Annotated in this window: 26 protein-coding genes; 15 read left to right on the top strand and 11 right to left on the bottom strand. The window is 49.4% G+C overall.

From position 1 onward, the window contains the following. Positions 1-247 precede the first annotated feature (247 nt). The 9 genes from VJ374_RS08270 (at position 248) to VJ374_RS08230 (ending at position 9,381) form a co-directional block, all read left to right on the top strand. On the top strand, positions 248-649 hold the full coding sequence (locus VJ374_RS08270; RefSeq protein WP_035407950.1) for a CoA-binding protein: 402 nt from the start codon (positions 248-250) through the stop codon (positions 647-649). 178 nt (positions 650-827) lie between these two features. Further along, a complete protein-coding gene (gene parE, locus VJ374_RS08265; RefSeq protein WP_035407952.1) occupies positions 828-2,798 on the top strand; it encodes a DNA topoisomerase IV subunit B in 1,971 nt (656 codons plus the stop codon). Beyond that, a complete protein-coding gene (gene parC / locus VJ374_RS08260; protein WP_329468291.1) occupies positions 2,791-5,196 on the top strand; it encodes a DNA topoisomerase IV subunit A in 2,406 nt (801 codons plus the stop codon). The genes parE and parC overlap by 8 nt, the downstream gene beginning before the upstream one ends. Positions 5,197-5,493: 297 nt before the next feature. After that, positions 5,494-5,964, top strand: coding sequence for an NUDIX domain-containing protein (locus VJ374_RS08255; RefSeq protein ID WP_230088538.1), 471 nt, complete (start codon positions 5,494-5,496; stop codon positions 5,962-5,964). A 286-nt stretch (positions 5,965-6,250) separates the two neighbouring features. Then, on the top strand, positions 6,251-6,898 hold the full coding sequence (locus tag VJ374_RS08250; RefSeq protein ID WP_035407956.1) for a hypothetical protein: 648 nt from the start codon (positions 6,251-6,253) through the stop codon (positions 6,896-6,898). Next, entirely contained in the window at positions 6,895-7,689 is a 795-nt protein-coding gene (locus tag VJ374_RS08245) for a DUF3307 domain-containing protein (RefSeq protein WP_308101547.1), read from the top strand. Before VJ374_RS08250 ends, VJ374_RS08245 begins: the two co-directional genes overlap by 4 nt. A 46-nt stretch (positions 7,690-7,735) precedes the next feature. After that, the gene (locus VJ374_RS08240) at positions 7,736-8,287 is read left to right on the top strand and encodes a histidine phosphatase family protein (RefSeq protein WP_035407960.1); all 552 of its coding nucleotides are present in this window, start codon (positions 7,736-7,738) and stop codon (positions 8,285-8,287) included. Beyond that, positions 8,281-9,144 carry a ComEC/Rec2 family competence protein gene (locus VJ374_RS08235; RefSeq protein ID WP_235514004.1) on the top strand — a complete coding sequence of 288 codons (864 nt, stop codon included), beginning with the start codon at positions 8,281-8,283 and terminating at the stop codon, positions 9,142-9,144. The genes VJ374_RS08240 and VJ374_RS08235 overlap by 7 nt, the downstream gene beginning before the upstream one ends. Before the next feature lie 21 nt (positions 9,145-9,165). Beyond that, complete coding sequence (locus tag VJ374_RS08230; protein ID WP_035407963.1) at positions 9,166-9,381, top strand: DUF3006 domain-containing protein; 216 nt, start codon at positions 9,166-9,168, stop codon at positions 9,379-9,381. A gap of 34 nt (positions 9,382-9,415) precedes the next feature. Here VJ374_RS08230 and VJ374_RS08225 read toward each other — a convergent pair whose 3' ends face one another. After that, positions 9,416-9,643, bottom strand: coding sequence for a hypothetical protein (locus VJ374_RS08225; protein ID WP_056061443.1), 228 nt, complete (start codon positions 9,641-9,643; stop codon positions 9,416-9,418). Positions 9,644-9,867: 224 nt separating this feature from the next. Here VJ374_RS08225 and VJ374_RS08220 point away from each other — a divergent pair, with 224 nt between their 5' ends. Genes VJ374_RS08220 through VJ374_RS08210 form a run of 3 tightly spaced genes read left to right on the top strand, consistent with a single transcriptional unit; the run spans position 9,868 to position 12,796 of the window. Then, positions 9,868-10,776 (top strand): AAA family ATPase, encoded by a 909-nt coding sequence (locus VJ374_RS08220; RefSeq protein ID WP_035407966.1) that lies wholly within the window; start codon positions 9,868-9,870, stop codon positions 10,774-10,776. A gap of 2 nt (positions 10,777-10,778) precedes the next feature. After that, complete coding sequence (locus VJ374_RS08215; RefSeq protein WP_035407969.1) at positions 10,779-11,825, top strand: DUF58 domain-containing protein; 1,047 nt, start codon at positions 10,779-10,781, stop codon at positions 11,823-11,825. After that, the gene (locus tag VJ374_RS08210; protein ID WP_035407970.1) at positions 11,822-12,796 is read left to right on the top strand and encodes a hypothetical protein; all 975 of its coding nucleotides are present in this window, start codon (positions 11,822-11,824) and stop codon (positions 12,794-12,796) included. The genes VJ374_RS08215 and VJ374_RS08210 overlap by 4 nt, the downstream gene beginning before the upstream one ends. A 247-nt stretch (positions 12,797-13,043) precedes the next feature. Here the strand turns inward: VJ374_RS08210 and VJ374_RS08205 are convergent, their stop codons facing one another. From VJ374_RS08205 to VJ374_RS08195, 3 genes are all read right to left on the bottom strand, one after another. Next, positions 13,044-13,562 carry a hypothetical protein gene (locus VJ374_RS08205; RefSeq protein ID WP_290750411.1) on the bottom strand — a complete coding sequence of 173 codons (519 nt, stop codon included), beginning with the start codon at positions 13,560-13,562 and terminating at the stop codon, positions 13,044-13,046. A 326-nt stretch (positions 13,563-13,888) separates the two neighbouring features. After that, positions 13,889-14,215, bottom strand: coding sequence for a hypothetical protein (locus VJ374_RS08200; RefSeq protein ID WP_290750408.1), 327 nt, complete (start codon positions 14,213-14,215; stop codon positions 13,889-13,891). A gap of 154 nt (positions 14,216-14,369) precedes the next feature. Further along, positions 14,370-15,374 (bottom strand): helix-turn-helix transcriptional regulator, encoded by a 1,005-nt coding sequence (locus tag VJ374_RS08195; RefSeq protein ID WP_329468277.1) that lies wholly within the window; start codon positions 15,372-15,374, stop codon positions 14,370-14,372. Between the two features lie 113 nt (positions 15,375-15,487). Between VJ374_RS08195 and VJ374_RS08190 the strand changes: the two genes are divergently transcribed. Further along, positions 15,488-16,339, top strand: a complete 852-nt coding sequence (locus VJ374_RS08190) for an alpha/beta fold hydrolase (RefSeq protein WP_329468275.1) — start codon at positions 15,488-15,490, stop codon at positions 16,337-16,339. Here VJ374_RS08190 and VJ374_RS08185 read toward each other — a convergent pair. After that, the gene (locus tag VJ374_RS08185; protein WP_214853785.1) at positions 16,327-16,995 is read right to left on the bottom strand and encodes a hypothetical protein; all 669 of its coding nucleotides are present in this window, start codon (positions 16,993-16,995) and stop codon (positions 16,327-16,329) included. The two genes, VJ374_RS08190 and VJ374_RS08185, sit on opposite strands and share 13 nt — an antisense overlap. A gap of 145 nt (positions 16,996-17,140) precedes the next feature. On the opposite strand from VJ374_RS08185, the gene VJ374_RS08180 reads away from it, so the two are divergent. Both VJ374_RS08180 and VJ374_RS08175 read left to right on the top strand, forming a co-directional pair. Then, entirely contained in the window at positions 17,141-17,677 is a 537-nt protein-coding gene (locus VJ374_RS08180; protein ID WP_290750396.1) for a flavodoxin family protein, read from the top strand. Positions 17,678-17,756: 79 nt separating this feature from the next. Next, a complete protein-coding gene (locus tag VJ374_RS08175; protein ID WP_290750393.1) occupies positions 17,757-18,074 on the top strand; it encodes a hypothetical protein in 318 nt (105 codons plus the stop codon). A 40-nt stretch (positions 18,075-18,114) separates the two neighbouring features. On the opposite strand, the gene VJ374_RS08170 is transcribed toward VJ374_RS08175, so the two are convergent. The 6 genes from VJ374_RS08170 to efeO form a co-directional block, all read right to left on the bottom strand. Beyond that, entirely contained in the window at positions 18,115-18,417 is a 303-nt protein-coding gene (locus VJ374_RS08170; protein WP_329468266.1) for a putative quinol monooxygenase, read from the bottom strand. After that, positions 18,414-18,779, bottom strand: a complete 366-nt coding sequence (locus tag VJ374_RS08165) for a YciI family protein (RefSeq protein ID WP_329468264.1) — start codon at positions 18,777-18,779, stop codon at positions 18,414-18,416. Before VJ374_RS08165 ends, VJ374_RS08170 begins: the two co-directional genes overlap by 4 nt. A 93-nt stretch (positions 18,780-18,872) precedes the next feature. Further along, positions 18,873-19,334, bottom strand: a complete 462-nt coding sequence (locus VJ374_RS08160) for a YflT domain-containing protein (protein ID WP_035407992.1) — start codon at positions 19,332-19,334, stop codon at positions 18,873-18,875. Between the two features lie 86 nt (positions 19,335-19,420). Further along, positions 19,421-21,094 (bottom strand): FTR1 family iron permease, encoded by a 1,674-nt coding sequence (locus VJ374_RS08155; protein WP_329471039.1) that lies wholly within the window; start codon positions 21,092-21,094, stop codon positions 19,421-19,423. Continuing rightward, positions 21,078-22,310, bottom strand: coding sequence for an iron uptake transporter deferrochelatase/peroxidase subunit (efeB, locus tag VJ374_RS08150; protein WP_369792028.1), 1,233 nt, complete (start codon positions 22,308-22,310; stop codon positions 21,078-21,080). Before efeB ends, VJ374_RS08155 begins: the two co-directional genes overlap by 17 nt. A 2-nt stretch (positions 22,311-22,312) precedes the next feature. Continuing rightward, on the bottom strand, positions 22,313-23,131 hold the full coding sequence (gene efeO, locus VJ374_RS08145; RefSeq protein WP_329468261.1) for an iron uptake system protein EfeO: 819 nt from the start codon (positions 23,129-23,131) through the stop codon (positions 22,313-22,315). Positions 23,132-23,197: the final 66 nt, after the last annotated feature.

Genomic DNA, 23,197 nt, shown 5'->3' with positions numbered 1-23,197 from the left:
ATTTAAGGGTTGTAGAGTCTCTTTAATAACAATAATAGTATTATGTCACCTAAAACAATAAAAAAGAATGAATAGTCAATTTCGCTCTCAGTTGCATCGAGAAGACGTCTGGTGGGTCATTGGTCGACTCATTTGATTTCAAGACGATTTCTGAAAAACGTCGAAAACGTGCTTGATTTCGCATACTTCATCTTGGTTCGGGTATAGACTGTTAGGTAAGAGTTATTTTCATAAGGGGGAGTTCTAAATGATTACCGATCAAGAAGCACGTCAGTATTTGAAGGATGCGAAACGCATTGCAGTCGTCGGTGTCTCAAGTGATTCTGGGAAGACGGCGAACTGGATTGCTGACTACTTGGTTCAACACGGGTACGAAGTCATTCCGGTCAATCCAACGTTAAACGAGTGGAACGGTCAAAAAGTCTATCCAAGTGTTGCAAGCATTCCAGGACACATCGATATCGTTGACGTTTTCCGACGGTCTGAGTTTTTGGCGGATGTCGCGAAAGATGCTGTCGCTCACGGTGACGTCGGGATGATTTGGAATCAACTTGGTCTCTCAAGTGTCGAAGCAGAGAGCCTGGCGCTCGGCGCTGGCATTCCATATATTGAGAATCGTTGCATCAAAATCGAGCATCAATACCTGTAAGTCATCGCACGACTTTAGGCATCTTCACCCGTTCGTGAAGGTGTCTTTTTTCATGTCCATTACAGGTTATGCTTGTCAGGAAGCAAGAAGATGCCTACAATTAGAGACAGACTACTTGAAATAACGAACGAACGTTTGTAAAAACGACGTCGTAATTTTGAATTTTGAGGTGAAATGAATGGCGACAGACTTAAATAACTACAATGATGATGCCATACAGGTGCTCGAAGGACTCGAAGCAGTCCGGAAGCGCCCAGGTATGTATATCGGTTCTACCGATCACCGTGGACTTCACCATCTCGTCTACGAGATCGTTGATAACGCGATCGATGAGGCACTCGCAGGATTCGGGGAACAAATTGATGTCACGATCCATAAAGATAATGCGATCACGGTCCGTGACCATGGACGTGGGATGCCGACGGGGATGCATGCATCGGGAAAACCGACTGCTGAAGTCATCTTCACGGTCCTTCACGCCGGTGGTAAGTTCGGTCAAGGTGGATATAAGACGTCCGGTGGCTTACACGGCGTCGGGGCGTCGGTCGTTAACGCCTTATCAACGGATTTGAAAGTAACGATCTTCCGTGACGGGAAACAATATGAGCAAACGTTTGAAAACGGCGGGATTCCGAAGACGACGTTGCTTGAAACGGGTACGACGCGTCAAAAAGGAACGAGCGTCTACTTTAAACCAGATGGCTCGATCTTCAGTACGTTGACATACAACTACGATACGCTTGCGGAACGCTTACGCGAATCAGCCTTCTTGCTAAAAGGTCTGAAGATTACGTTGACGGACGAACGGTCCGACAAACAGGATATCTTCCAGTACCAAGACGGTGTCAGCGAATTCGTTCAGTACTTGAACGATGATAAAGATACGCTTCATCCGACAGTTGCATTCGAAGGAACGGAAAACGAGATCGAAGTCGATATCGCCTTCCAGTTCACGGATGCGTATTCGGAAAACGTCCTTTCGTTCGTCAACAACGTCCGGACACGCGACGGCGGCACACATGAAGTCGGGGCAAAAACAGCAATGACACGGGTCATGAATGAATATGCCCGAAAGAACACGCTTTTGAAGGAAAAGGATAAGAACCTTGACGGAAATGATATCCGCGAAGGGTTGACGATGATCGTCTCGATCCGGATCCCAGAAGAATTCCTCCAGTTCGAAGGGCAAACGAAGTCAAAACTCGGCTCACCGGAAGCGCGGACGAGCTGTGACGCTGTCATCAGTCGTCGTCTCTCGACGTACTTGGAAGAGAATCCACAAACGGCGACGCTGTTGATCAAAAAAGCAATTCGCGCTGCGCAAGCTCGGGAAGCGGCACGGAAAGCGCGCGAAGAAGCACGAAACGGGAAAAAGAAAAAACGTTCGAGCATCTTGAACGGAAAACTAACACCTGCGGCTTCAAAAAACGCGGACAAGAATGAATTGTTCCTCGTCGAGGGTGATTCTGCTGGTGGTTCTGCAAAACAAGGACGAAACCGGACGTTCCAAGCGATCCTTCCACTTCGTGGTAAGGTCTTGAACACAGAGAAAGCGAAACTTGCCGATATCATGAAGAATGAAGAAATCAACACGATCATTCACGCGATTGGCGGCGGTGTCGGAGCTGATTTCGACTTGTCAGATTGTAATTTCGACAAAGTCATCATCATGACCGATGCCGATACCGATGGCGCGCATATCCAAGTCTTATTGCTGACTTTCTTCTTCCGCTACATGCGCCCATTGATTGACGCTGGGAAGGTCTTCGTTGCTTTACCACCGCTCTACCGTGTCTCAAAAGGGAAAGGCAAATCGGAGAAGTTCGAATACGTCTGGGATGAAGAGACCCTTAAGAAAACAACGAAGAAATTCGGTAAAGGTTATATGATCCAGCGTTACAAAGGACTTGGGGAGATGAACGCACCGCAACTCTGGGAAACGACGATGGATCCCGAGACACGGACGTTGATCCGGGTTACGATCGACGATGCTGCCGTAGCGGAAAAACGCGTCTCTGTCCTGATGGGAGATAACGTCGGACACCGCCGGACGTGGATCGAGGACAATGTCGCCTTCGGTCTCGCCGAAGACCTCTCGATCATCGAGAACGAGCACGTGACGAAAGAGAGTGTGAACGAACATGTCTAATCTACAAAACATCCTGAACCTGTCGCTCGAACAAGTCGTCGGCGACCGGTTTGGTCGTTATTCGAAATATATCATTCAAGATCGTGCCTTACCGGATGCCCGTGATGGTCTGAAACCAGTACAACGTCGGATCTTGTATGCGATGCATACGGAAGGAAACCTGTTCGACCGTGCTTACCGAAAATCGGCGAAGACAGTCGGCGTCGTCATCGGTAACTACCACCCGCATGGTGACTCATCGGTCTATGAAGCAATGGTCCGCTTGAGCCAAGAGTGGAAGCTCCGTTACCCGTTGATCGATATGCAAGGAAACAATGGATCAATCGACGGCGATAGTGCGGCAGCGATGCGGTATACGGAAGCCCGTCTGTCGAAAGTCTCAAGCCTCATTCTTGACGGAATCAACAAACAGACCGTTGATTACACGCTCAACTTCGATGATACGACGGAAGAACCACTCGTCTTACCATCACTACTGCCGAACTTGCTGATGAACGGTTCGACGGGGATCTCCGCCGGTTACGCGACCGAGATTCCACCGCATCACGCGGGAGAAGTCCTCGATGCTGCGATCGGTCGAATCTCCGGTACGGTTCAGAACGTCGATGACTTATTGACGCACATGCAAGGTCCTGATTTCCCGACTGGTGGCGTCGTTCAAGGTCTTGACGGCATCAAAAAGGCGTTCGAGACAGGACGCGGGAAAGTTATCATCCGTTCGCGTTCAACGATTGAGACATTGCGAGGCGGTCGCCAGCAAATCGTTATCACTGAGCTCCCGTATGAGGTCAATAAAGCGAACCTCGTCAAACGGATGGAAGAACTCCGTCTTGATAAAAAGGTTGAAGGTGTTGCCGAAGTTCGTGACGAGACCGATCGCGATGGTTTACGTGTTGTCATCGAGTTGAAAAAGGAAGCGGACGCGGAAGGTGTCTTACACTTCTACCTCAAACAAACGGATCTACAAATTGCCTATAACTACAATATGGTCGCGATCCACGAGCGGACACCGCGGCAAATGGGCGTCTTGACGCTCCTCGATGCGTATCTCGCACACGTCAAGGAAGTCGTCATCCGCCGGACAGCGTTTGACCTCGAACAAGCGAAACGCCGTCAGGAAGTCGTTTCTGCCTTGATGACAGCGATCTCTGTCCTCGATGAGACACTTGCCTTGATCCGATCTGCGTCGAACAAAGCGGACGCGAAGGAGAAGCTGATCACGCGCTTCAACTTTACGGATCGCCAAGCGGAAGCCGTCGTCATGCTCCAACTCTACCGGTTAACGAATACCGATATCGTCGAGTTGCAGGAAGAAGCAGCGAAACTCGAGAAGGAAATCGCTCGTCTTGAGAAGATCCTCAACGATGAAAAGACACGTAATCGTCTCATCATCAAGGAATTGACAGTCTTGAAGGAACAAGTCGCGGACAAACGTCGCTCGACGATCGAAGCGGAAGTAGAAGAACTGAAGCTGAAGACGGAAGTCATGATCGCTGTCGAGGAAACGATGGTCTTCCTGTCGAAGAACGGTTACGTCAAACGTTCATCACTCCGTTCATTCGGTGCCTCGAACGACTTACCGGACTTGAAGGAACAAGATCGTCCGTTGCTCCAAGGGCAAGCGATGACGACCGATCACTTGATTGTCTGGACCGTTCGCGGAAACTACTTGCTGATTCCGGTCCACCAATTGCCGGATACGAAATGGAAAGATGGCGGTCAACACGTCGCGAACCTCGTCCCTCTCGAACCGGGTGACCGGGTTCTTTCAGCGGATCTCGTCCGCTCGTTCGATGAAGCCCATCACTGCTTGTTCGTTACCCGTCAAGGGATGGTCAAACGCTCGAAACTGAGTGATTACAATGCACAGCGGAAGTCAAAACCACTCCAAGGCGTCCGTCTGAAGGCAGACGACGAAGTCTTGTACGCTCAGGTCTCGACGGGTCAAACGGACCTGTTCCTTGCGACACAGAACGGTTTCGGGCTCTGGTTCACGGAAGATGATGTCCCGGTCGTCGGTGTCCGGGCTGCCGGTGTCAAGGCGATCAACCTGAAGGATCAGGACGTCGTCGCGGGTGCGATTGGCTTCAAGGAAGCGCCGCAGATCGTTCTTTTGACGCAACGGGGTGCCTTGAAGAAAATGCGTCTCGCAGATCAGTTCCAAGTCTCGAGCCGTGCGCTCCGTGGCTTACAGTTACTGCGTGATTTGAAGTCAAAGCCACACCGGGTCGCAGCATTGATCGATGTCACGCAAGCAAAGGAATTGGTTCTCAGCGGGAAAGAGCAGGAGAAAACGATCCAAATCGGTTCGTTATCGTTCCTCGACCGCTTATCGAACGGTTCATTCGCCTATGATGAAGAGAAATTCGGTCCATTGCTCGACTGGTATACACGATGAGATAAGGCTCCTCCGGATAGCGGGGGAGCTTTTTTAGATTTAGCAGGGCAGGAGAGGGAATTTTGAGACGAATGCTCGGAATTTTGAGATTTATCGCGAGAAATATCGTTTACAAATTGAAACACTGACCAATAACGGCTACAATAGAAGAAATAGTCAGGTCACGATTCGTCACGAACAAGCGTCGGGTCACGCGTCTCCGCAGCTTTGCTTATAGCGTCAATTGATCAAGCAGCTACGGGACCGTCCCTTTAGCTGCTTGTTGTGCAATCTGCCGACCTTGGAGAGGTGATGAAGATGAAATTCAGACGTCGCGAAAAAGTAGCAATCTATATCACTCGGGAAAAACCTAACGGATGGGAACTACTTGTTTTTCATCCACAATCGGCTCCTGAGAGTGATTGGCAGATTCCTGCAGGTACGATCGAAGATGCTGAAATCGCAAAAGAAGCGGCTGTCCGTGAGACGCTTGAGGAAAGTGGTCTCTCGTTAGCATCCGTCCAGTACATCGGCGAAGAAGAGATGCGTTATCCGGAGCGAATGCGGGTGCATTACACGTATTTCTATCATGCGCACATTGAATGCCAAGAGAACCGCTGGACGCATTGTGTTGCTGGTGACGGTCAGGATTGCGGTGATTTCTTTGATTTTGCGTGGTTGCCGCTTGAACGGATCACGCAACTCGAACGCCGCCATCATATATTCTTAGATCGTTTGATTCATCGATTGGAACGGACACGTCCGTATGATTGTCGAAAACACGGTTAATCCCGTGTTTTTTTGTTTTGTCTCACTATCTTAAGTTTACCTTGATTATGAGACAAATTCTTATAACTATTGATAATATATGTTATGTTAACCTAAATAAAAAAATGATATTTTAGTCAAATCCATTTATCCCCCCTGCCATTTAAAAATCGGTCTATCGTCCTGTTGGTCTTCCTCCTTATTCTTTGTTACTCTAATAACAGTAACACTGGAAATGTTACCTTTTTAACGGTAACAAATTAAATGTTTCCATCATTGTGGTAACAAACGAACAGGAGGAATCGTCATGCAAGCTGTTGCTTTGTCGTTTGATGTCAAAGGTTCCCGCGATTATCCGAGCAAAGAAGCGTTACTTCAAGCGCTTCGTGTACTCGCGAACGATTTGAATACAGCATTTCCATTGAGTATTGTTCCGTTTCAAATCAAATCCGGCGATAGTTTACTAGCGGTATTCGCGGATTATCCGGTTAGTTATCCGGTCATTCTGCACTTATTGAATCAAGAGTTGCCAGGTTACATCGGGATTGGATTTGGTCAATATGAGACGATTTCGACGACGCGGGCTGAAGAAGCCAATGGTAGTGCAATCATTCATGCTTTCGAAGCACAGGAATTAGCGAAGACGCTTCCATCGCGGATTGCCTTTGCTGGACCGCCCTACTTACCGACTGCCTTGCTGAACGGTTATCTCGAAATGCTGTATCCGGCTTACTTCGGGAAGACGGACCGTCAGATTGAACTGCACCGGTTGATGGATCGATATCCGGATGATACGTATGAAGAGATCGGACTGAAGATGGGCTTCAAGGAACAAGATGCCCGCGTAAATGTCGCAAAACTCGTCTCCCGCTCGCAGCGTAAGCAACGGAAGCGACTTGAAGCTGCCTTGACCCAGGCACTGGAGCAATTCCAAGTCTGGGAGGCGATTCGGTGACCGTCTTACTTAGTCTTTTACTTGTCCATCTACTTGCTGATTTTCCATTACAGACGAAACGAATGGCGCAACTGAAACATCGACACCAACGCATCTTACTCCAACATCTTGCCGTTCATGCGGCTCTGATGCTACTTGTGCTTGCGTTCTTCGTCATCCAACGGGAATTGACCATCGACATCGCCGGGTGGCTTGGAGGCAGCATTCTCGTGTTTCACGCCCTACTCGATGCTTCCCCGCTCAAACGCCGCGTCAAACAAGCAGCAGCGTACTGGATCGATCAAGCGTTACATATCGTTGCCATCATCGCCTTGACATGGGTGTTCGTTCCGATCGATTGGTCGTTGTCGTTCGCACGACCGGAGCAGATCCTGTGGATTCTTTGCTTTAGTTTAGTGACGACGGAGTTACTCGGTCACGGAATCGCCCTGATGCTCGCACCATTCGCGCCGCGGTTGATTGAAGCGCATTTCGAGCGGAAAGTGACACGCAAAGAGCAATTAGATGGCATCTCGCGGACCGTCACGCACGAAGTCGAAGATTCTGCGCGCAGTTATACGACGGAATTAATCGGGATCGGACGTTATATCGGTCTCGTCGAACGAGCAATCATCACCCTGCTCGTTGTCACGAATGCAACTGGAGCCATTGGCTTCATCATTGCCTTGAAGGCATTGGCTCGTTTTAAACAGTTTGAAGATCGCCGCTTTGCGGAATATTACATCATCGGGAGCTTGCTCAGTATCTTAGGAGCGATTTTATGTGGACTGGCAATCCGTGTCGCTTTGTAAACGATGAATGAAAGTGAGGGAGACGGTATAATCCGTCGTACGACATATGAAACAAATTGGATTAGTGAGGCATCACCGGGTGACGGAAGGATATCCGACGAAAGGCTGGATTAGCGCTAGCGATATTGAAAAATGGATTGAACGGTATGATACGTCAGAGATCGATATTCAACCGGTCGAGCTCGGTCAGATTGACTGGACCGTTTGTTATGCCAGTAGCATGCCGCGTGCCGTCCAGACGGCGCAGAGCGTTTATGATCAAGAAATCATCGTGACGGATCTGCTGCGTGAAGTGCCGTTTCCGACGATTCGGTCGAATCTCCGATTACCGTTCCTCGGCTGGGCGGTTCTCGGTCGATTCGCAGCCCCGTTCAGTAAACGAATTCAAGCCGAAATCAAGGATGCGAATGAACGGATTGAAGTGCTCTTAAATCAATTAATGTTCGAAGACGACGAACGGGTTCTACTCGTCGGTCACGGCGGCATGATGATTCTGATGCGCGCTGCCTTAAAACGACGCGGTTACAGCGGACCACGGTTCGGTCATCCGCGCAATGGCATGCTGTATCTGTTCGAGAAAGAGGAACCGACATGTTGAAATGGGGATCAACGATTCTATTAGCACTCTGTTTAATCGTCATCTTCTATACGACACGGGACGAAGCACCCCCTGCCCCGACGGCAGGACAGATGGAGATCTATGGTTTTGACGTCGGTCAAGGAGATAGTACGTTCATCCGAACGAAGGAAGATGCGATCTTGATTGATGGTGGGAATAACGGCAAAGGCGAAGATGTCGTCCGCTACCTGCAAAAATTGGGTATCAAACGCTTAACAGCGGTCATTGCGACACATCCGGACGCCGATCATATCGGTGGACTCGATACCGTCCTCGATGCCTTTCCAGTCGACAGCGTCTATGCCCCGCGAGTCACGCATACGACGGAGACGTATCGCGATTTCCTCCTTGCCGTCAAACGCGAAGGAGTGACGATCAAGTCAGTTAAGGCAGGTCTTAAAATACCGAGTGAAGCCGCACGCTTTACGTTCCTTGCTCCTCTAACAGACGGGACACAGGATCTTAACAGCTGGAGTGCCGTCCTCCGGGTCGAACATGGACAAGACCGCTTCCTCTTCATGGGCGACGCGCCGATCCGAACTGAACAACAATTACTCGAGTCAAACACCGATGTACGTGCTGATGTCTTAAAGCTTGGACATCACGGGGCAGACACATCGTCCTCCCTGCCCTTCCTACAGGCTGTATCACCAAAACGTGCCTTGATCTCAGCCGGAAAGGACAATGCCTATCGTCATCCACGTCCTTCCGTCTTACAAGAACTGAAGGCAGAACGGATTACGATTGACCGAACCGATCAAAGTGGAACGATTCAGTATATCTCGACTGGTGACGGTATCAAGGAATCGAACCGGCCTGATTTACGACCGGAATAACTAGACGCGGAGGTGTATCAGATGCGATTGACCGTAGCTGATTTTGAAGATGATCTAGCAATTTGTGAGACCGACGACCGTGAGACGATCACGTTACCGAAAAGTCGTTTACCGCGCCAAGCGACGATTGGCGACCGACTCGATTGGAGCGGACGCTCGATTCGGATCTTACGCAATGAGACGAACGTGCGTAAAAAAGAGATCACCGAGCTGATGGATGATCTCTTTGAAGAATGATGGGATTCCCTCGGTGCGCTGAGGGAGTCTTTTTTTAATCAAGTAGACTGATGATGAGTCCAGTGAGGATGCTTGCTGTGAATAAGAAACCAAGCGTATACGTAAGCAAACGTAATCCGATTGGGAGTCGACGGATCGCGGCAAAGGCACGACGATTCGGGGGACCTCCGGAAACGACGCGTTGGTAATCATCGAGCGGACTATGGACGACGTCATGTTGAACGACTGGAGTGGTATCGGATTCCGTAGTGTATTGTTTCATGAGTCCATTCCTCCTTATCTTAGCAACCCTAAATACATTATTCGATAAATGACTTCCTAATCCTGTTTCAATATTTTTGATATTTCACGAAACTTTTGGATGAAAATGGTAGTATAAAAGGTAGACGTATTTCTAGACCAATCGTTTTAGGAAAATCACTAGCGGTTTTTTCTGAATTTTCGTACACTTTAGAAATACAAAGCATCTTAAAGGGGGAATCGTTTATGTTTCAAACGTTACGGACATCACTTAAGCAATCCGTCCTTGGTCAGGACGATGTGATTGATCATTTATTGATCGGTTTACTTGCCGAGGGGCATATTTTACTCGAAGACCGCCCCGGGACTGGTAAGACAACACTAGCAAAAGCACTCGCGCAGACACTCGATGCAAAATTCTCACGTGTTCAATGTACAGCAGATACGTTACCGACGGATTTACTCGGAATGGAGCTGTTTAACCCACTCACTGGGTCGTTCGAACAACGGTTTGGTCCGCTGTTTGCGAACATTGTCCTCGTTGATGAGATCAACCGAACGACTCCACGGACCCAGTCCGCTCTCCTTGAAGCCATGGCAGAGGCACAAGTGACAATTGGTGATATGTCGTATACGCTACCCCAACACTTTCTTGTCATCGCGACACAAAACCCGTTCGACGGACACGGCACGTTCCCGCTCCCCCATGCGCAACTCGACCGCTTCTTGTTCAAGTTGTCGTTCGCTCCCCTGACGCGTCAAGCGGAAAAAGCATTGTTACGTGGAGCGCATCTGACCGCAGCCGATCTACACATTCCACTTGAACAACTCAACGACTGGAAAGAGGAAGTGGTTGCTGTCACGATTGAGGACAGCGTCGAAAATTACTTACTTGATGTCTGTGATGCACTCCGCGCCCATCGTGACGTTGAGATTGGACCAAGTCCACGAGCAACACTCGCCCTTTTAAAGGCAGCAAAAGCGCGTGCTTGGATGCAAGAGCGGACGTACGTCACACCAGAGGACGTCAAACACTTAGCAACGCCGCTTCTCGCTCACCGACTCGTCCTAACACTTGAAGCGACGCTGAAGTTGTCGAACGAACGTCTCGTTCAGCAGGTTCTCGATTCACTCACCGTTCCAACTGAGGTGTAATCATGCAATTGATCACACCAAAAGCCTTTAACCTCATCATTCTCACCATGACGGGCGCAAGTGGGATCATCGTCGGACTCTATGGTCCTGTTTGGATGGCGGCCTTGTTATTTGCCTATACGATATACGGCTGGGTGATGCCCTATTATCTTGAATATGTCGCGAAGCGGATCCACGTCCGCCTCCTTGAGACAGTCCGTGCTTTCCGGGAAGAAGCGATCCAGATTCCGTTCGAGCTGACGAATCCGACGAAGTTGCCGCTTGGACGGATTACGATTTCCGGTCTACTCGGGGATCAAATCAAGCTTCCTGACGCGAATAGTCAGTTTTGGCGTCAACACATGTATGTCGGTAAACAGACGATCGTCCCGTTTTCAATCGATGTCATTGCCGCACAGCGAGGAACGATTCGGATTCAATCGTTTGACATCATGATCTCGGATCCGTTTCATCTGATGACGATCTATATCACGCTCGACATCCAGGAACTTGGGCATGTCTTCCCGGACTTCGCACCAGCGTCCGTCGAGTGGAACGAGCGGATGATTCCGGGTGAGACGATTGATCGTTCGAGTCCGTTTTCGGATCGTTCGAGTTTTCATTCAGTCGTTCCCTATTCCGGAGATGCGAAATCGATCTATTGGTCTGCCTATGCAAAGACAAACGAACTGTATTCGTATCAATATGATCGGAAACGTAATCATGATTATGCCGTGATCGTCGATGGTCTGTCAGCAGACGGGCTCGCCCTCCGCTCTGACTTCGAGAAACTCTTATCGCGTGCCGCAACAATCATCCGCGAACTCGAAAAACAAGGCGCTTCCTACAGTCTTTGGATCTCGATGGTCAATCGAACGGGTCAGTGGTATCATGTCCCGTCCGGTACGGGGAAACATCAGTTCCTGCGGACGATGGAATGTCTTGCCCGGATCTCAGAATATGACTTACCACTCGAGCGCCGCTATTTCACGAAACGCTTACAACGGAGCGTTCCGTCAACGACGGCAGAGATCCATCTCGGTCATCGGCAGAAAGGGGTGAGCGCATGATTCTCTGGTGGATTTTCCTAGCGAGTCTGTTACCCGTTCCGTTCTATCTAGCACTCGTTTTCCCGGCACTTGCCTTCGTGCCGCACCGCTCGCTTCGGATTGGACTACAGCTACTCGCAGCGGGATTACTGTTCATTCTATCTCCGGTTGCTTGTATTTTAGCTCTTATCTTCGTCGCCTGGACCGCATTTCTTGATACGGTCGAGTCAGCTTGGCGTTACGCCGCAAGTGGACTGATCGTCGGTGGCGTGATGATTCTATTCCCAGGTGTGACTCCACCGCTTGGTGCCTTTTTGCTCCTCTTCCTTGTCGTCGCGTATCCATTCGTCGTCACCTATATGACAGAATGGCGACGTATCTTCTCAACAGTTGGTCTGATGCTGACGTTAGGGCTCCTTTTAGCCGGTCTTTTTCGATTGACGAAGGAAGTACTCGTAGGGTCCGTGACGAATTCGATCCGACCGCTGTTTGAAGCATTTGGCTCCCTCTTCCTTTGGACGGAGCCACTCGGACGAAAAGCGGACAACATGACGAACCGCGCGATGGGACTTGAAAACATCAAAAGCGTGGAAGACGTCAAACAAGCAACGGTCCAAGCGGGAACGTCACATTGGATTTGGATCGTGACGGCAATCGTGACTGTATTGTTCGTTGCAATCACGCTGTACGTCATCCGGAAGCGAAAAGTCATTCCGATTGAAATGGAACAGACTGTCAAACGTTCCAAACAGGTACGAACGCATGCTCCAAAACGTTATAGTCATCACCCGTTGCTGAAGATTGCTTCGCAACTTGAACAAGCCTTCCCAAGACGTCATGAGGAGACGACGCTTGAGTGGTTGATGCGGATTGAGTTCCCGGATGCGTCATCCAATGCGCGTTTAATCGACGGGATTGAATTCAGTACAAGCGAACCCGCCTATGATATCCAAACGTTCCGGCGTCAAGTACGCGAACAAATCGAACGTTAACAAAAAGCCTTTGCTCGTGGAGCAAGGGCTTTTTGTCGCATATTAAGTGCGCATCAATTGATTGCGTAGTGTCGTCGCAAGTCACCAGTCGCAGAGATGGTTTGATCCACCATCGCGTCACCACAACATGTCAATATCCGGGAAATCGTCTTAGCGCCAACAAAACATTTCGATGGACGAAAAACAGACCGAAGCGAAAAGAAATGAGTACACTTCCGGACACTTTCGGTCTAGTTTCCTTCAAGCGTTAATTTTCCAGGTGGCTCTGTTCAATCGTTTGAAAAATCGATTGATAGATCCTCAGTTGCTCCGAACGATTCGGTCGTTCGATCCCCTCTCCGAACAACCAGGTCGTCTCTTGCGTATCGTCATAGAGCATACCAGCTGCAAACGTCGGATTCGGCACCGAGATGCTTCCCTCATAGGAGAGACTCGGATCAAGAAACGGTTCGATGGATTTTTGAGAGCCGATGAAGAAAAATGGAATATGTGCTTTCCGGTAGACGGAGGCATAGTCACGTCCTGCTGCCTTATGTAAGTACTCCGGCATGATCATGACGGCGTCATATTGACGTAAATCTCCTTTGATTTCCTGCAGATCAATTGAGTGGAAGTCCGGAGATTGTGTAAGAACTGGAGCCGTTCCGACGACAGCGATGGTGAGATCGATGGTACTAGCTTTTGGCGTCAACGTCGATTTTTTCAACATACACACGGTAAGCAGTAGACTGAGTGCAAGTAAAGTCATGACGGTTCTTTGTCTCATCTGTCCCTCCATGATTTCCTGATATTAGGTCTTTCACATAGTTTCTTTATACCATAAAAATGTGTGGCGTTATGTTTTCGAACAATAGGGAAATCACAAGAATAAAGTGTCAACGGAATCCGATAAAAAAAGACTCCCTAGTTGGAGTCTTCTTACTTTTCAGCATCGATTTTTGAAGCCTTACGCGCAATGACGACAATAAAGACGATGGCACCGACAGGAATCACGAGCGGCATCCAGTCGAGGATATACTGTGCATTCATCGTATCCCCCCTTACCTAGCAAGCTATAAGCGTAGCATATGCCAATTGCTGGGGAGTTGCAAGTCACAGTCGGGGTAGAAGCGCGTAGGCAACTGAATAATAGATCAAAACACTTGTTGAAAGCATATACCCAATGAATAAAAGGGGGGTAAATTTAGGTTTCATGCGCCGTTCGATCAAACGTAGCGATCCGATGGTGACAACAAGAGCGATAACCGGACTGAATCCGAACGCGACGATGTCGAGTGATGTCATGACATCTTCTGGTAACACGAAATGAAAGACAAAAAGTGAGAATAAGTACCAAGATGTATAGGATAAACAAACGAAGAACAGGAAAGCACCTAATTTCCGCATCCCGTTTGATCGGCTTTTTTCCATCTGTTGCATGTCGTTCCTCCTACATAAGTATCAGATACCTATAATAGTAACTGGAACTATTCGCTTAAAATATTCAAATATGAATATCCGACAAAAAACGACATTTTTTTATTCCGTAATTAAAAAAGCAAGATCCATGGTCAAATGAACCTTGCTTTACCTCTTAGAGAGCAGGAGTTTCGACTTGGTACATCGTCGCAAGACCCGCTATTTTATTCTTGAATGTCTCTCGGCGTTCGACAGGTGCGATGATTTCTGCTTGGTTGCCGAACTGGATCAGCCACATCATGAAGCCGTCAGAAAAGAGCGCATCGACCTTAACCTCGAACCAGAGGTCATCGAGACGACGACAACGGATATCGGTCCCGAATCGGTCAACGACGGTCGGCATCAGACTCTCCTGGAATTTAAGCGTCAATTGCTCGTTCTCTCCTCCATACATGTTGAACATATTACTTAAGTAACTTGGCTCGACATAGACCGGTTCTTCCATCGGTTCGAATGCTTTACAATCAACGATTCGATCGACCCGATACGTTCGAACCTCTTTGATCCGTTCGTCTCTTCCGATCAAATAGTAATTTCCGTTATCCATCAATAGATGTGCTGGTGAAACGAGATAATGCTCGCCATCCTTGCGTAACTCGAACTTTCGCGTCCGTTCGTTGAATTTCCCTTGGTACTGGAAGCTGATGACAAAACCTTCACTGATTGCTTTCTGAATCGTATCGATTGAGCGGGACGTCATCCCTTTTGGTTTTTTGACAGTATGTAGGACCGGCTGAAGTGACTCCGCCATCTTATCACTCGTCAGGGATTGAAGCGTCTTGACGAGAGCTGTTGTCTCACTTTCCGAGATGAACTTCGCACTAGCGATGGCATCGACGAGCAATCGGAGCTGATGATGTTCAAAAGGACGACTGACGAGATGATACGGAATGGCAAGTCCATTCTTCGTCTCTTCCGCCACGACGTCGAAGCCTGATTTAGCAAGTGCTGCAATATCATCCTTTAACGATTTTCGGGATAGCTTCTCGATTAAGCCTCGTTTCGAGAGTTCCATGCTTAATTCCTCAAGCGTCAACGTATGATCTTCATCCGACTGACGTTCGAAGATTTCTCGTACAGCAAGTAAGCGGTCACGGTTTGTTAATTTTTCGTTTGACACTACGCATCCTCATTTCCTAAGTCACAATGGTTTGGTTATACTTTACAGTATACATGAAAAAGAAAATTAGATTAACAATAAAATGGTAAATATTAAGAGATAGGAGAATTTGGATGCATTGTATCGCAGAATGGAACGGTCAGCGCTTTGATTACCGGGATAGCGGAAGCGGTCCCGTCATTCTTTTAATTCATGGGACGCAGTCGGATTATCGGGAAATCTACCATGTCGAGAAATTGATTGCTGCAGGGTATCGCGTCATCGTACCATCGCGTCCGGGGTATGGGCGAACACCACTTCAACTCGCAGATAATCCAGAGGCGCTCGCGACATTTTACGCCGGGTGGCTCGCATCCCGTCAAATCGAACACTATACCGTTTACGGCATCTCAGCCGGAGGACCGACGGCGATCGCCCTTGCCGGAATGGATACGGGCGTTCATGCCCTCGTCTTAGCATGTGCGATGACGCATCGGATTTCACTTCCTTATCATCGCCTACTCATCCAACCGGTCTTGCAGCGTCCCTTGCAGTTCATTCAATGGGGGATTTGGGCGTATGTGAAGGATAAAATTCGGAAGTTTCCTGAAGAAGCGGCCGTCCGGATGGTCGAGATGACGAGTCTCTTACCACGCGAAACAATCCGTACTCACATCAGTGAGACGGATGCTTCGTTGTTATATGAGGTCGGTCTTCAAAATGGTCCAGGAAGGGGTGTGTTATTCGATATCACGCAAGACTTAGGACAAGAGCGACTCGAAGCCGTCACGTGTCCGGTTTTGATCGTCCATTCAAAGTCAGACCGTGCTGTTCCGTTCGAACACGCGGAATACGCTCGACGAAGCATTCCGCATGCACAGTTCATCGAATCGAAGAGCCCCGGTCATCTCATTTGGATTGGTCCATCCGCGCGTTGGGATGAACGCATGATTGAACGCTTCATCGCTTTCAATCAGATGACTTGAAGCCGAAGCCGCATCTTCAACTTCTCGTCGTCCTCTTCGATCGCAACCAGTCCCCGGTTCTTCAGTTCACCGATCGCACGACGTGTTCGATCTTGGTTGAGGCGGGCACAGCGGGCGATCTCGGCGATCCCCATTCGGCACGATAATTGATTGGCCTTGATTTTTGATGAAGGCTTCGCGACGGAACGTTGTAAAAGTCGCCAAAAGACGTGTCGGGCATCTTCCGACAAGGCGTAGGCGTTCTTCTCGATCACCGGTGGCATATAGCGGACATCTTCTCGAATTCGGCGAATCAGATAAAGACTGAGCCATTCTTCGAGTTCTGCTAGAATCCGTGAGAATTCGAACCACCAGAGCTGCTCGAGTACCTCTTCTTCTTTCGTCGCCAGTTGCCAATTAGCAGGAATCTCATCAAATTCTTCCTCGAGCCAATCTTCGTAATCGAGAGCCGTCTCATATAAGACTTGTGACGGAACCTGTTCGAGCGACGTCCGATGTTTATAGATATCAAAGCTCATCCGCCGAAAATGTTCGACGGATGCAGCCACTTGGCTCAAATGAATCAATTGTTTCGTAATCAGCCGCGCCAGTCCATCCATTTCGAGGTGGATGGCATATAAGTGTTTTTCTAGCGCAATGAGCGTACTTCTCTCCATTCGACTGTTCCTCCCCTATTTGTTTTTCGTCTTCTTGTCTTTTTCCGCAAAACCCTTATTCAAAACCAATTGTGAGCATATCGATGTATTGACAGTGAAGTTTGGAATAGAATAAAACAATCGAATTCAAAAGGAGATGCACGATATGTATACGATTTATGGTAGCTCACGTAAAGGAAACAGTGAATGGCTCGGTGAACAAGCGTTGAAAGGCATCCGTCATGTGGCTGTCGATTTGGCGAACGTCTCGATTCAGCCGATTGAAGACCGCCGTCATCATGGTGGCTTTTTGCCGATCGGTGATGATTATCGCCGAATCGTCGAAGCGATGCTTGAACACGATGACATCCTGTTCATCACACCGATTTACTGGTACTCGATGTCGACGAAGATGAAATTATTCATCGACCGATTCAGCGAGTCACTTCGCGACGAAGAGCTCGACTTCAAAAGCCGAATGGCAGGGAAACGATTCCACTTGATTGCCGTCGGTGGAGACGATCCACGCATCAAAGGACAGGCACTCGTCACGCAGTTCAAGCATATCGCGTCGTTCCTCGGTGCGACGCTTGAGACAACGATTCTTGCCGAAGGGAATGCACCGGGTGAGGTCGAACACGATCAAGAAGCAATTGTGGCCATCGAGGCGTTTCGCGAAAAAATGTCAGGTGCACGTGTTTAAGCACGGATCTTGAAGGGAATTATCTGAAGCAGAGCGCACGACTGTCTAGCGTACGACTCAATTCAGGAGGTGGTCAGCCATGTTCGCATCTAAAAAACGATCGAATCGCAAGTGGAAACAACTGACTTCACGCCAGCATATCCTTCATCTTGAACATTTGTATCAATCACGCGAAGAGACGATTGTTCGTGATCGCCTCTCCTTGCAACACATCATGGAACGTGCAGTCCGGACCGGACAGACGGTCCACGTCCGATTGAAACAACTGGATATGGTATCCGGTTCAATCCAAGCGATTTTTCATGACCGTGGAACGATTGAACTCGTCACATCGACAGGTATGCGCCGAATGGTGCGAGCGTCGGACGTCATCGATATCAAGTGGAAGGCAACCTAACAGCATTCAACCCCTTCTCGATGAGAGAAGGGGTTTTGATTTATATGAGTCCTTTGCCACCGAGCGGTTGATCTTCCAGTACACGTTCAACATGTTCAAGTAACGGACGCGCTTGCGTAATCAAGTGCTGCGTCACCGGTAAAGTTAAGGATGCTTGATGAGTAGCCGAATCCGTCCAAATTTCGCGAACATGCAAAACATCTGGCTCGTCAGAACGGCTGATGATGTAGTGCAGGCAGCCCGGATGCGTCGCAAGAGAAGCCGCAGCTTCAAGCAACAGGGCAATGACGTTGTCGCGTTGTCCGTTTCGAGTCGTAAATGTCGTCCATAATCCATACATCATGAGGTACCTGATAACGGTCGAACTTCCGCTCGCCAACCGTAAGATTCCCCTTCTGCGACTTGAGTCGTCGGATGAAGGAAAGCTAGTTCCATCGCATGATCTAAATCACGTGCTTCAAAGACGATCAAACTGCCGATTTGCTCCCCACTCGAGCGATCTGGTTCATCATTCGTCTGCACGACACCATCTCGCCAGTAAAGTGCTTGTGTCGCTAGACCCGGGTGCCAGTCTGATAAAACGTTCACTTGTTTATTAAAGGTGTTCATCAACGCATCACAACGCGACATCAAGGCGTCAATCTCTTCCTTCGATAAAGCATCCATCTGGTCTGCATCGTAATAGCCAATATATAAGAATTGCATCATCTTTCCTCCTTTCATCCTTTCCATTCCCTTCCAAGAGAAGGTTAAACAAAAGCCTCCTGTCTCTATACTGAGAAACAGGAGGCTTACGTATCATTCATCTTTTAATTTGACATTTTGATCGGCTGGTAATGTTGTTGTCGTTTCCTCATCTTCGAGTTTCGGGACGCCAGCACCATAATCGGTTGCTTCATCCGCCACATACGATGCCGCAAACGCTGGATTCAGTAAATCAGACTTCGAACCGACGATGACAATCCGACCGTGTCGGACTTCATCTTCTAGGTCCTCGGCGACATCCTTCGTCATACCAAGCTCGGACAACTGAGCGATCCGGTCTTTCCGGTTACTCCGGACGGCTGATAATAAGGTCTCGAAGAACGACTTCTTCGTCACGCGATACGGTAACGTCTGCGTATCGTTCGCGATGCGTTCCGCGAGTTCTTCGTCTTTCGCAAAGATGTAGATCTGTTTATTCGAATAACCACTTGATTTAAGGCTCGTCACTTCTGCGTCGACAGCGGTCATGTTTCGTACGATGCGCGTTTCAAGCATAAAAATCCCTCTCCTTCATGCAGCAAGCTGCTGATAAGAAGTTATACCCGAAACATAATAGTTAAAACCTGAAATCGAAAAATGGATTAAGCAGCCGTCTGGATTGCTGCTGTGCGTCGTTTTTGCCAGATCGTAAACATCGCAATCAAAATCATCAGGACGACTTGCGGGATGAGTGTCTCGATCGTCGGATAGAAGCCGATCCAGCCGGCGGTTCCGAGTCCATTGATCGGATGGATCGGTAAGACGTTTGTCAGCTGCAACGCGTGCAGACTCGTACCAAGAATCTTGAATGCCATCAGATAAATTAACCAGGATGCGACTTGGAACAAACGATGGATCGGTAAACGAACACCGATCTGGATGACCGCATACGAGACGAGTCCGATGATGACGATTGCAAGACCAATCCCGGACAACAAGGCAGTCTTCGTCATCGCTGGTGCCATTCCGATGTAGAATAACAACGTCTCGGCACCTTCCCGGAAGATTGTCAAGAAACTGACGAAGAACAAGGACGTCGTTGAGAGCGTCGACAAAAAGTGTTTGCGTTTCGCGACGGCGCTTTTCGAGTGCAACCAGTAGCCGACGAACAGCATGACGACGACCGCGACGATTCCCGTATAGCCCTCGATTTGTTCGCGACCTGTTGCTGCGAATGAGGCTTGAAAGACTGTCTGCAGGATGAGGGCTAACAGACCACTTGCGATCAGACCAAGCCCGGCACCTGCCCAGACCTTACCTTCTTGTTTGGTTCGGCTTTTCCGTGCAAAGGCAACAAGTGCACTGACGATTAATAATGCTTCCAAACCTTCCCGGAGCATCACGAGCATCGCGTCGATGAACGTATAATGCGTCTTTGTTTGTAATTGTGCAATAGCATTCTCGAACGACTGGAGTTCTTGTGCCGTCTTTTGCCGAGTTTCCGGCGTCAGCCGAGCAAGTAGCAGGGGTACGTCTGATTCAAGCTGGGAATAGAGACCTTCATTTCGTGTCCGGACCTCGCCTTCGGCTCGCGGCCAGGTCTTCAGAAACGATTCGAGTGCCAGCTCCGCCTGGGGCAAATCACTTGCTGCAAGCGCGGTCTGCGCCTCTTCAAGCGGTGTCAGCAGTGACTGCAGTCTTGTTTTCTTCGCTTGGACTTGTTCTCCGTCGAGGAAGGACTGGATTGCATTGTCGAATTGATCAAGTGCCGCCTTCCACTCCTTCGTATCCGCAGGCTTTCGCGCCGCGGCGATCCGAATCGAGGCAAGCGCCATCTCGATGTTGCCATAGTGACCGATACTGTCATTACGGACAAGACTTTCGTGCGTTGCCCATGCGGTCAACAATCGTTGTTCCGCTGCCGGACGATCGCTCGCTTTGACTTGACGCATCTCGTTCGTAAGCGAAAGTAATTGCTTCACCTTTGCTTTCGCAACCGGATCTGTCTTCGGTTTCGTTGCTTCTTCCTGCTTCCGAACGGCAGCAGAGAGTGCCGTTAGTTGCTCGCGGACCTCGGGAAACGTTGCCGACCGTTTTGCATCGACCTGTTTGACGGCTTTCGTGATTGCTGCTTGTTGATCAGGTAAATCTTGAGCAGCTTGCCCTAATTCTTCGATGGCTTGATTCAGTGCCGTGCGATCTTCACTTGCGACGGCAGACAGCGCTTGTCCGATTGCGACATAGAGATCATCCGTCGAAGCAGCATGGACAGGCACCGCGTGTTGACCAGCTACAAGGAGTACAAGTAAAAGGACAAGATTACGCAAATAACGCATCACCGATGTAGCCTCCTTTCGAGATCCCACCGAAGCAGGCGAAAATGGCACTTCCACGGTGCGTGATGTATTCATTCAGTCGATCCTGCGCGGCAAGACGGCGCTGAATCGCGATGAATTGTTTTGGCGAACGCTGATACGATAAAAAGAGTAGTCCAGCATCGAGGGCACCTGTCTTCTCATCAATGCCGTCTTGATAAGAGTAGGAACGGCGTAGGATCGCTGTCTTCCCGTCTCCATGCGCGACAGCGGTATGCGAGTCAACCGGTAAGGCAGCTTCGCCACGAGCTTGTCGTTTCGCTGGGGTGACGGAAGCGAACTCGTCTGTTGAGCCGAGCGGTGCCCCGGAAGCACGTTCGCGTCCGAAAGTCCGTTCCTGTTCCTTCAGGATCGTCCGGTCCCAAACCTCGAGATGCATCTGAATGCGGCGGACGACGAGGAACGAGCCGTTCGTTAACCACGGCGTCCCGTCCTGCCACTGACAAAAGAGCGATTCTTTCCGGACTTGTTGCTTCGAGACGTCGGGATTTCCCGTGCCATCCTTGAAGCCGAATAGATTGCGCGGCGTCCCGCCAGAGGCATCTGCTGCTTTACTGCGCTGGAAGCCAGCTTGCGACCATCGCATCGCGACCGTTCCGCGCCCAACACGGACGAGGTTACGAATTGCATGGAAGACGACTTGCGCATCATCACCGCAAACTTGAACGACAAGATCACCTCCGCCCCATTTTTCATCTAAACGATCGAGATCGAACGTCGGCAACGGTTTAAGCGCCTCCGGTCGTTTATGCTGAATACCAAAGCGACCGTCAAATAGACTTGGACCGCACCCGAACGTAAACGTCAAATGACCGGCAGATAATCCGTCCGCTTCCCCCGTATCTTCCGGTGGGACGTAACGGGAGTCGGAATCGCCATATGGTAACCCAGCCGCAAGTCGGGCACATAACCGTGTCCAGCGTTTTAATAAATCAACGAGTTCATCGCGTCGCTCCGTCTTGATATCAAACGCTACGACTTGGACGTGGTTTTGTGGTGGTGTCAAAATGCCTGCCTGATACGTCCCGTAGAACGGCTCTTGATCACTTGCTTCAACAGTTAATGTCCGCGGAAGAAACTTCTCAAGACCACTGGCATACAGGGCGGCCCCGAGACTCGTCAAGCCTGCGACCTTCAGGACATCCCGTCGCGTGACGCCTTCTTGTATTGGTTTCATGCTTATCCCTCCAGTACGATGCCCATCTTCGAGAGCGGTTCCGCGAGTTCATTGATTGCGACACTCATCTGTTTGACGTCTTGTTTCGAGAGACTCGTGTAGAGGACATAGCCGTCACCCTGTTTCTTCGCATCGAGTAAAGCGTGGACATCCTTGAAGCGAGCAGCGATCTCTTTTGATAACGCCGCATCTTGTTTCTTCAGCGCCGGGTTTAACAGGTCATAGATTTTTTCAGCCCCCTCGACGTTTGCTGCGAAGTCATATAAGTCCGTATGCGAATAACGGTCTTCTTCGCCTGTCACTTTTGACGTCGAGACTTCGTTTAATAGATCCGTCGCCCCCGTGACGAGTAGTTCCGGCGTCACCTCGACCGTCTCGACCTTCGCCCGCAGTAAATGAACGTCTTTCATCAATTGCTTCGCGTACGCTTCATAGCCTTTTGTCGTTCCCTTTTCAAACAACCCTTGTTCGATCCGGTGGTAGCCACCCCACTCCGACGCTTTGACATCGCCTGCTCGCGCATCGATTTTCGGATCGAGATCACCGAACACTTCCGCGATCGGTTCCGCGCGTTCGTAATACATCCGCGTCGGTGCGTACAATGCTTTCGCTTCTTCCAGTTTGCCCGCTTGAACGGCATCGGTGAATTTTTCTGTCTCACGAACGAACGTATCGATTTCATTGATTGCATACGTCCGGTAATCGGTGACGACCTGATCGAAATTCTCCTTTTTCGGTGCTGGTTTCTCCGCTTGTTTGGCTTCACTACAACCCGCTAAGACGACCGCGAGTGCGCCTGTCATCAACAATGCTTGTTTCATCTATCGTTCCCCCTGTAAATGGTTAAGTCAGTTCCTTCATCAGTATAGACGACAATGATAATCGTT

The sequence above is a fragment of the Exiguobacterium sp. 9-2 genome (assembly GCF_036287235.1).
In the GTDB taxonomy this organism is placed as follows: Bacteria; Bacillota; Bacilli; order Exiguobacteriales; family Exiguobacteriaceae; genus Exiguobacterium_A.
The sequence above is the reverse complement of the archived record's forward strand: the minus strand, read 5'-3'. Positions and strand labels throughout refer to the sequence as shown.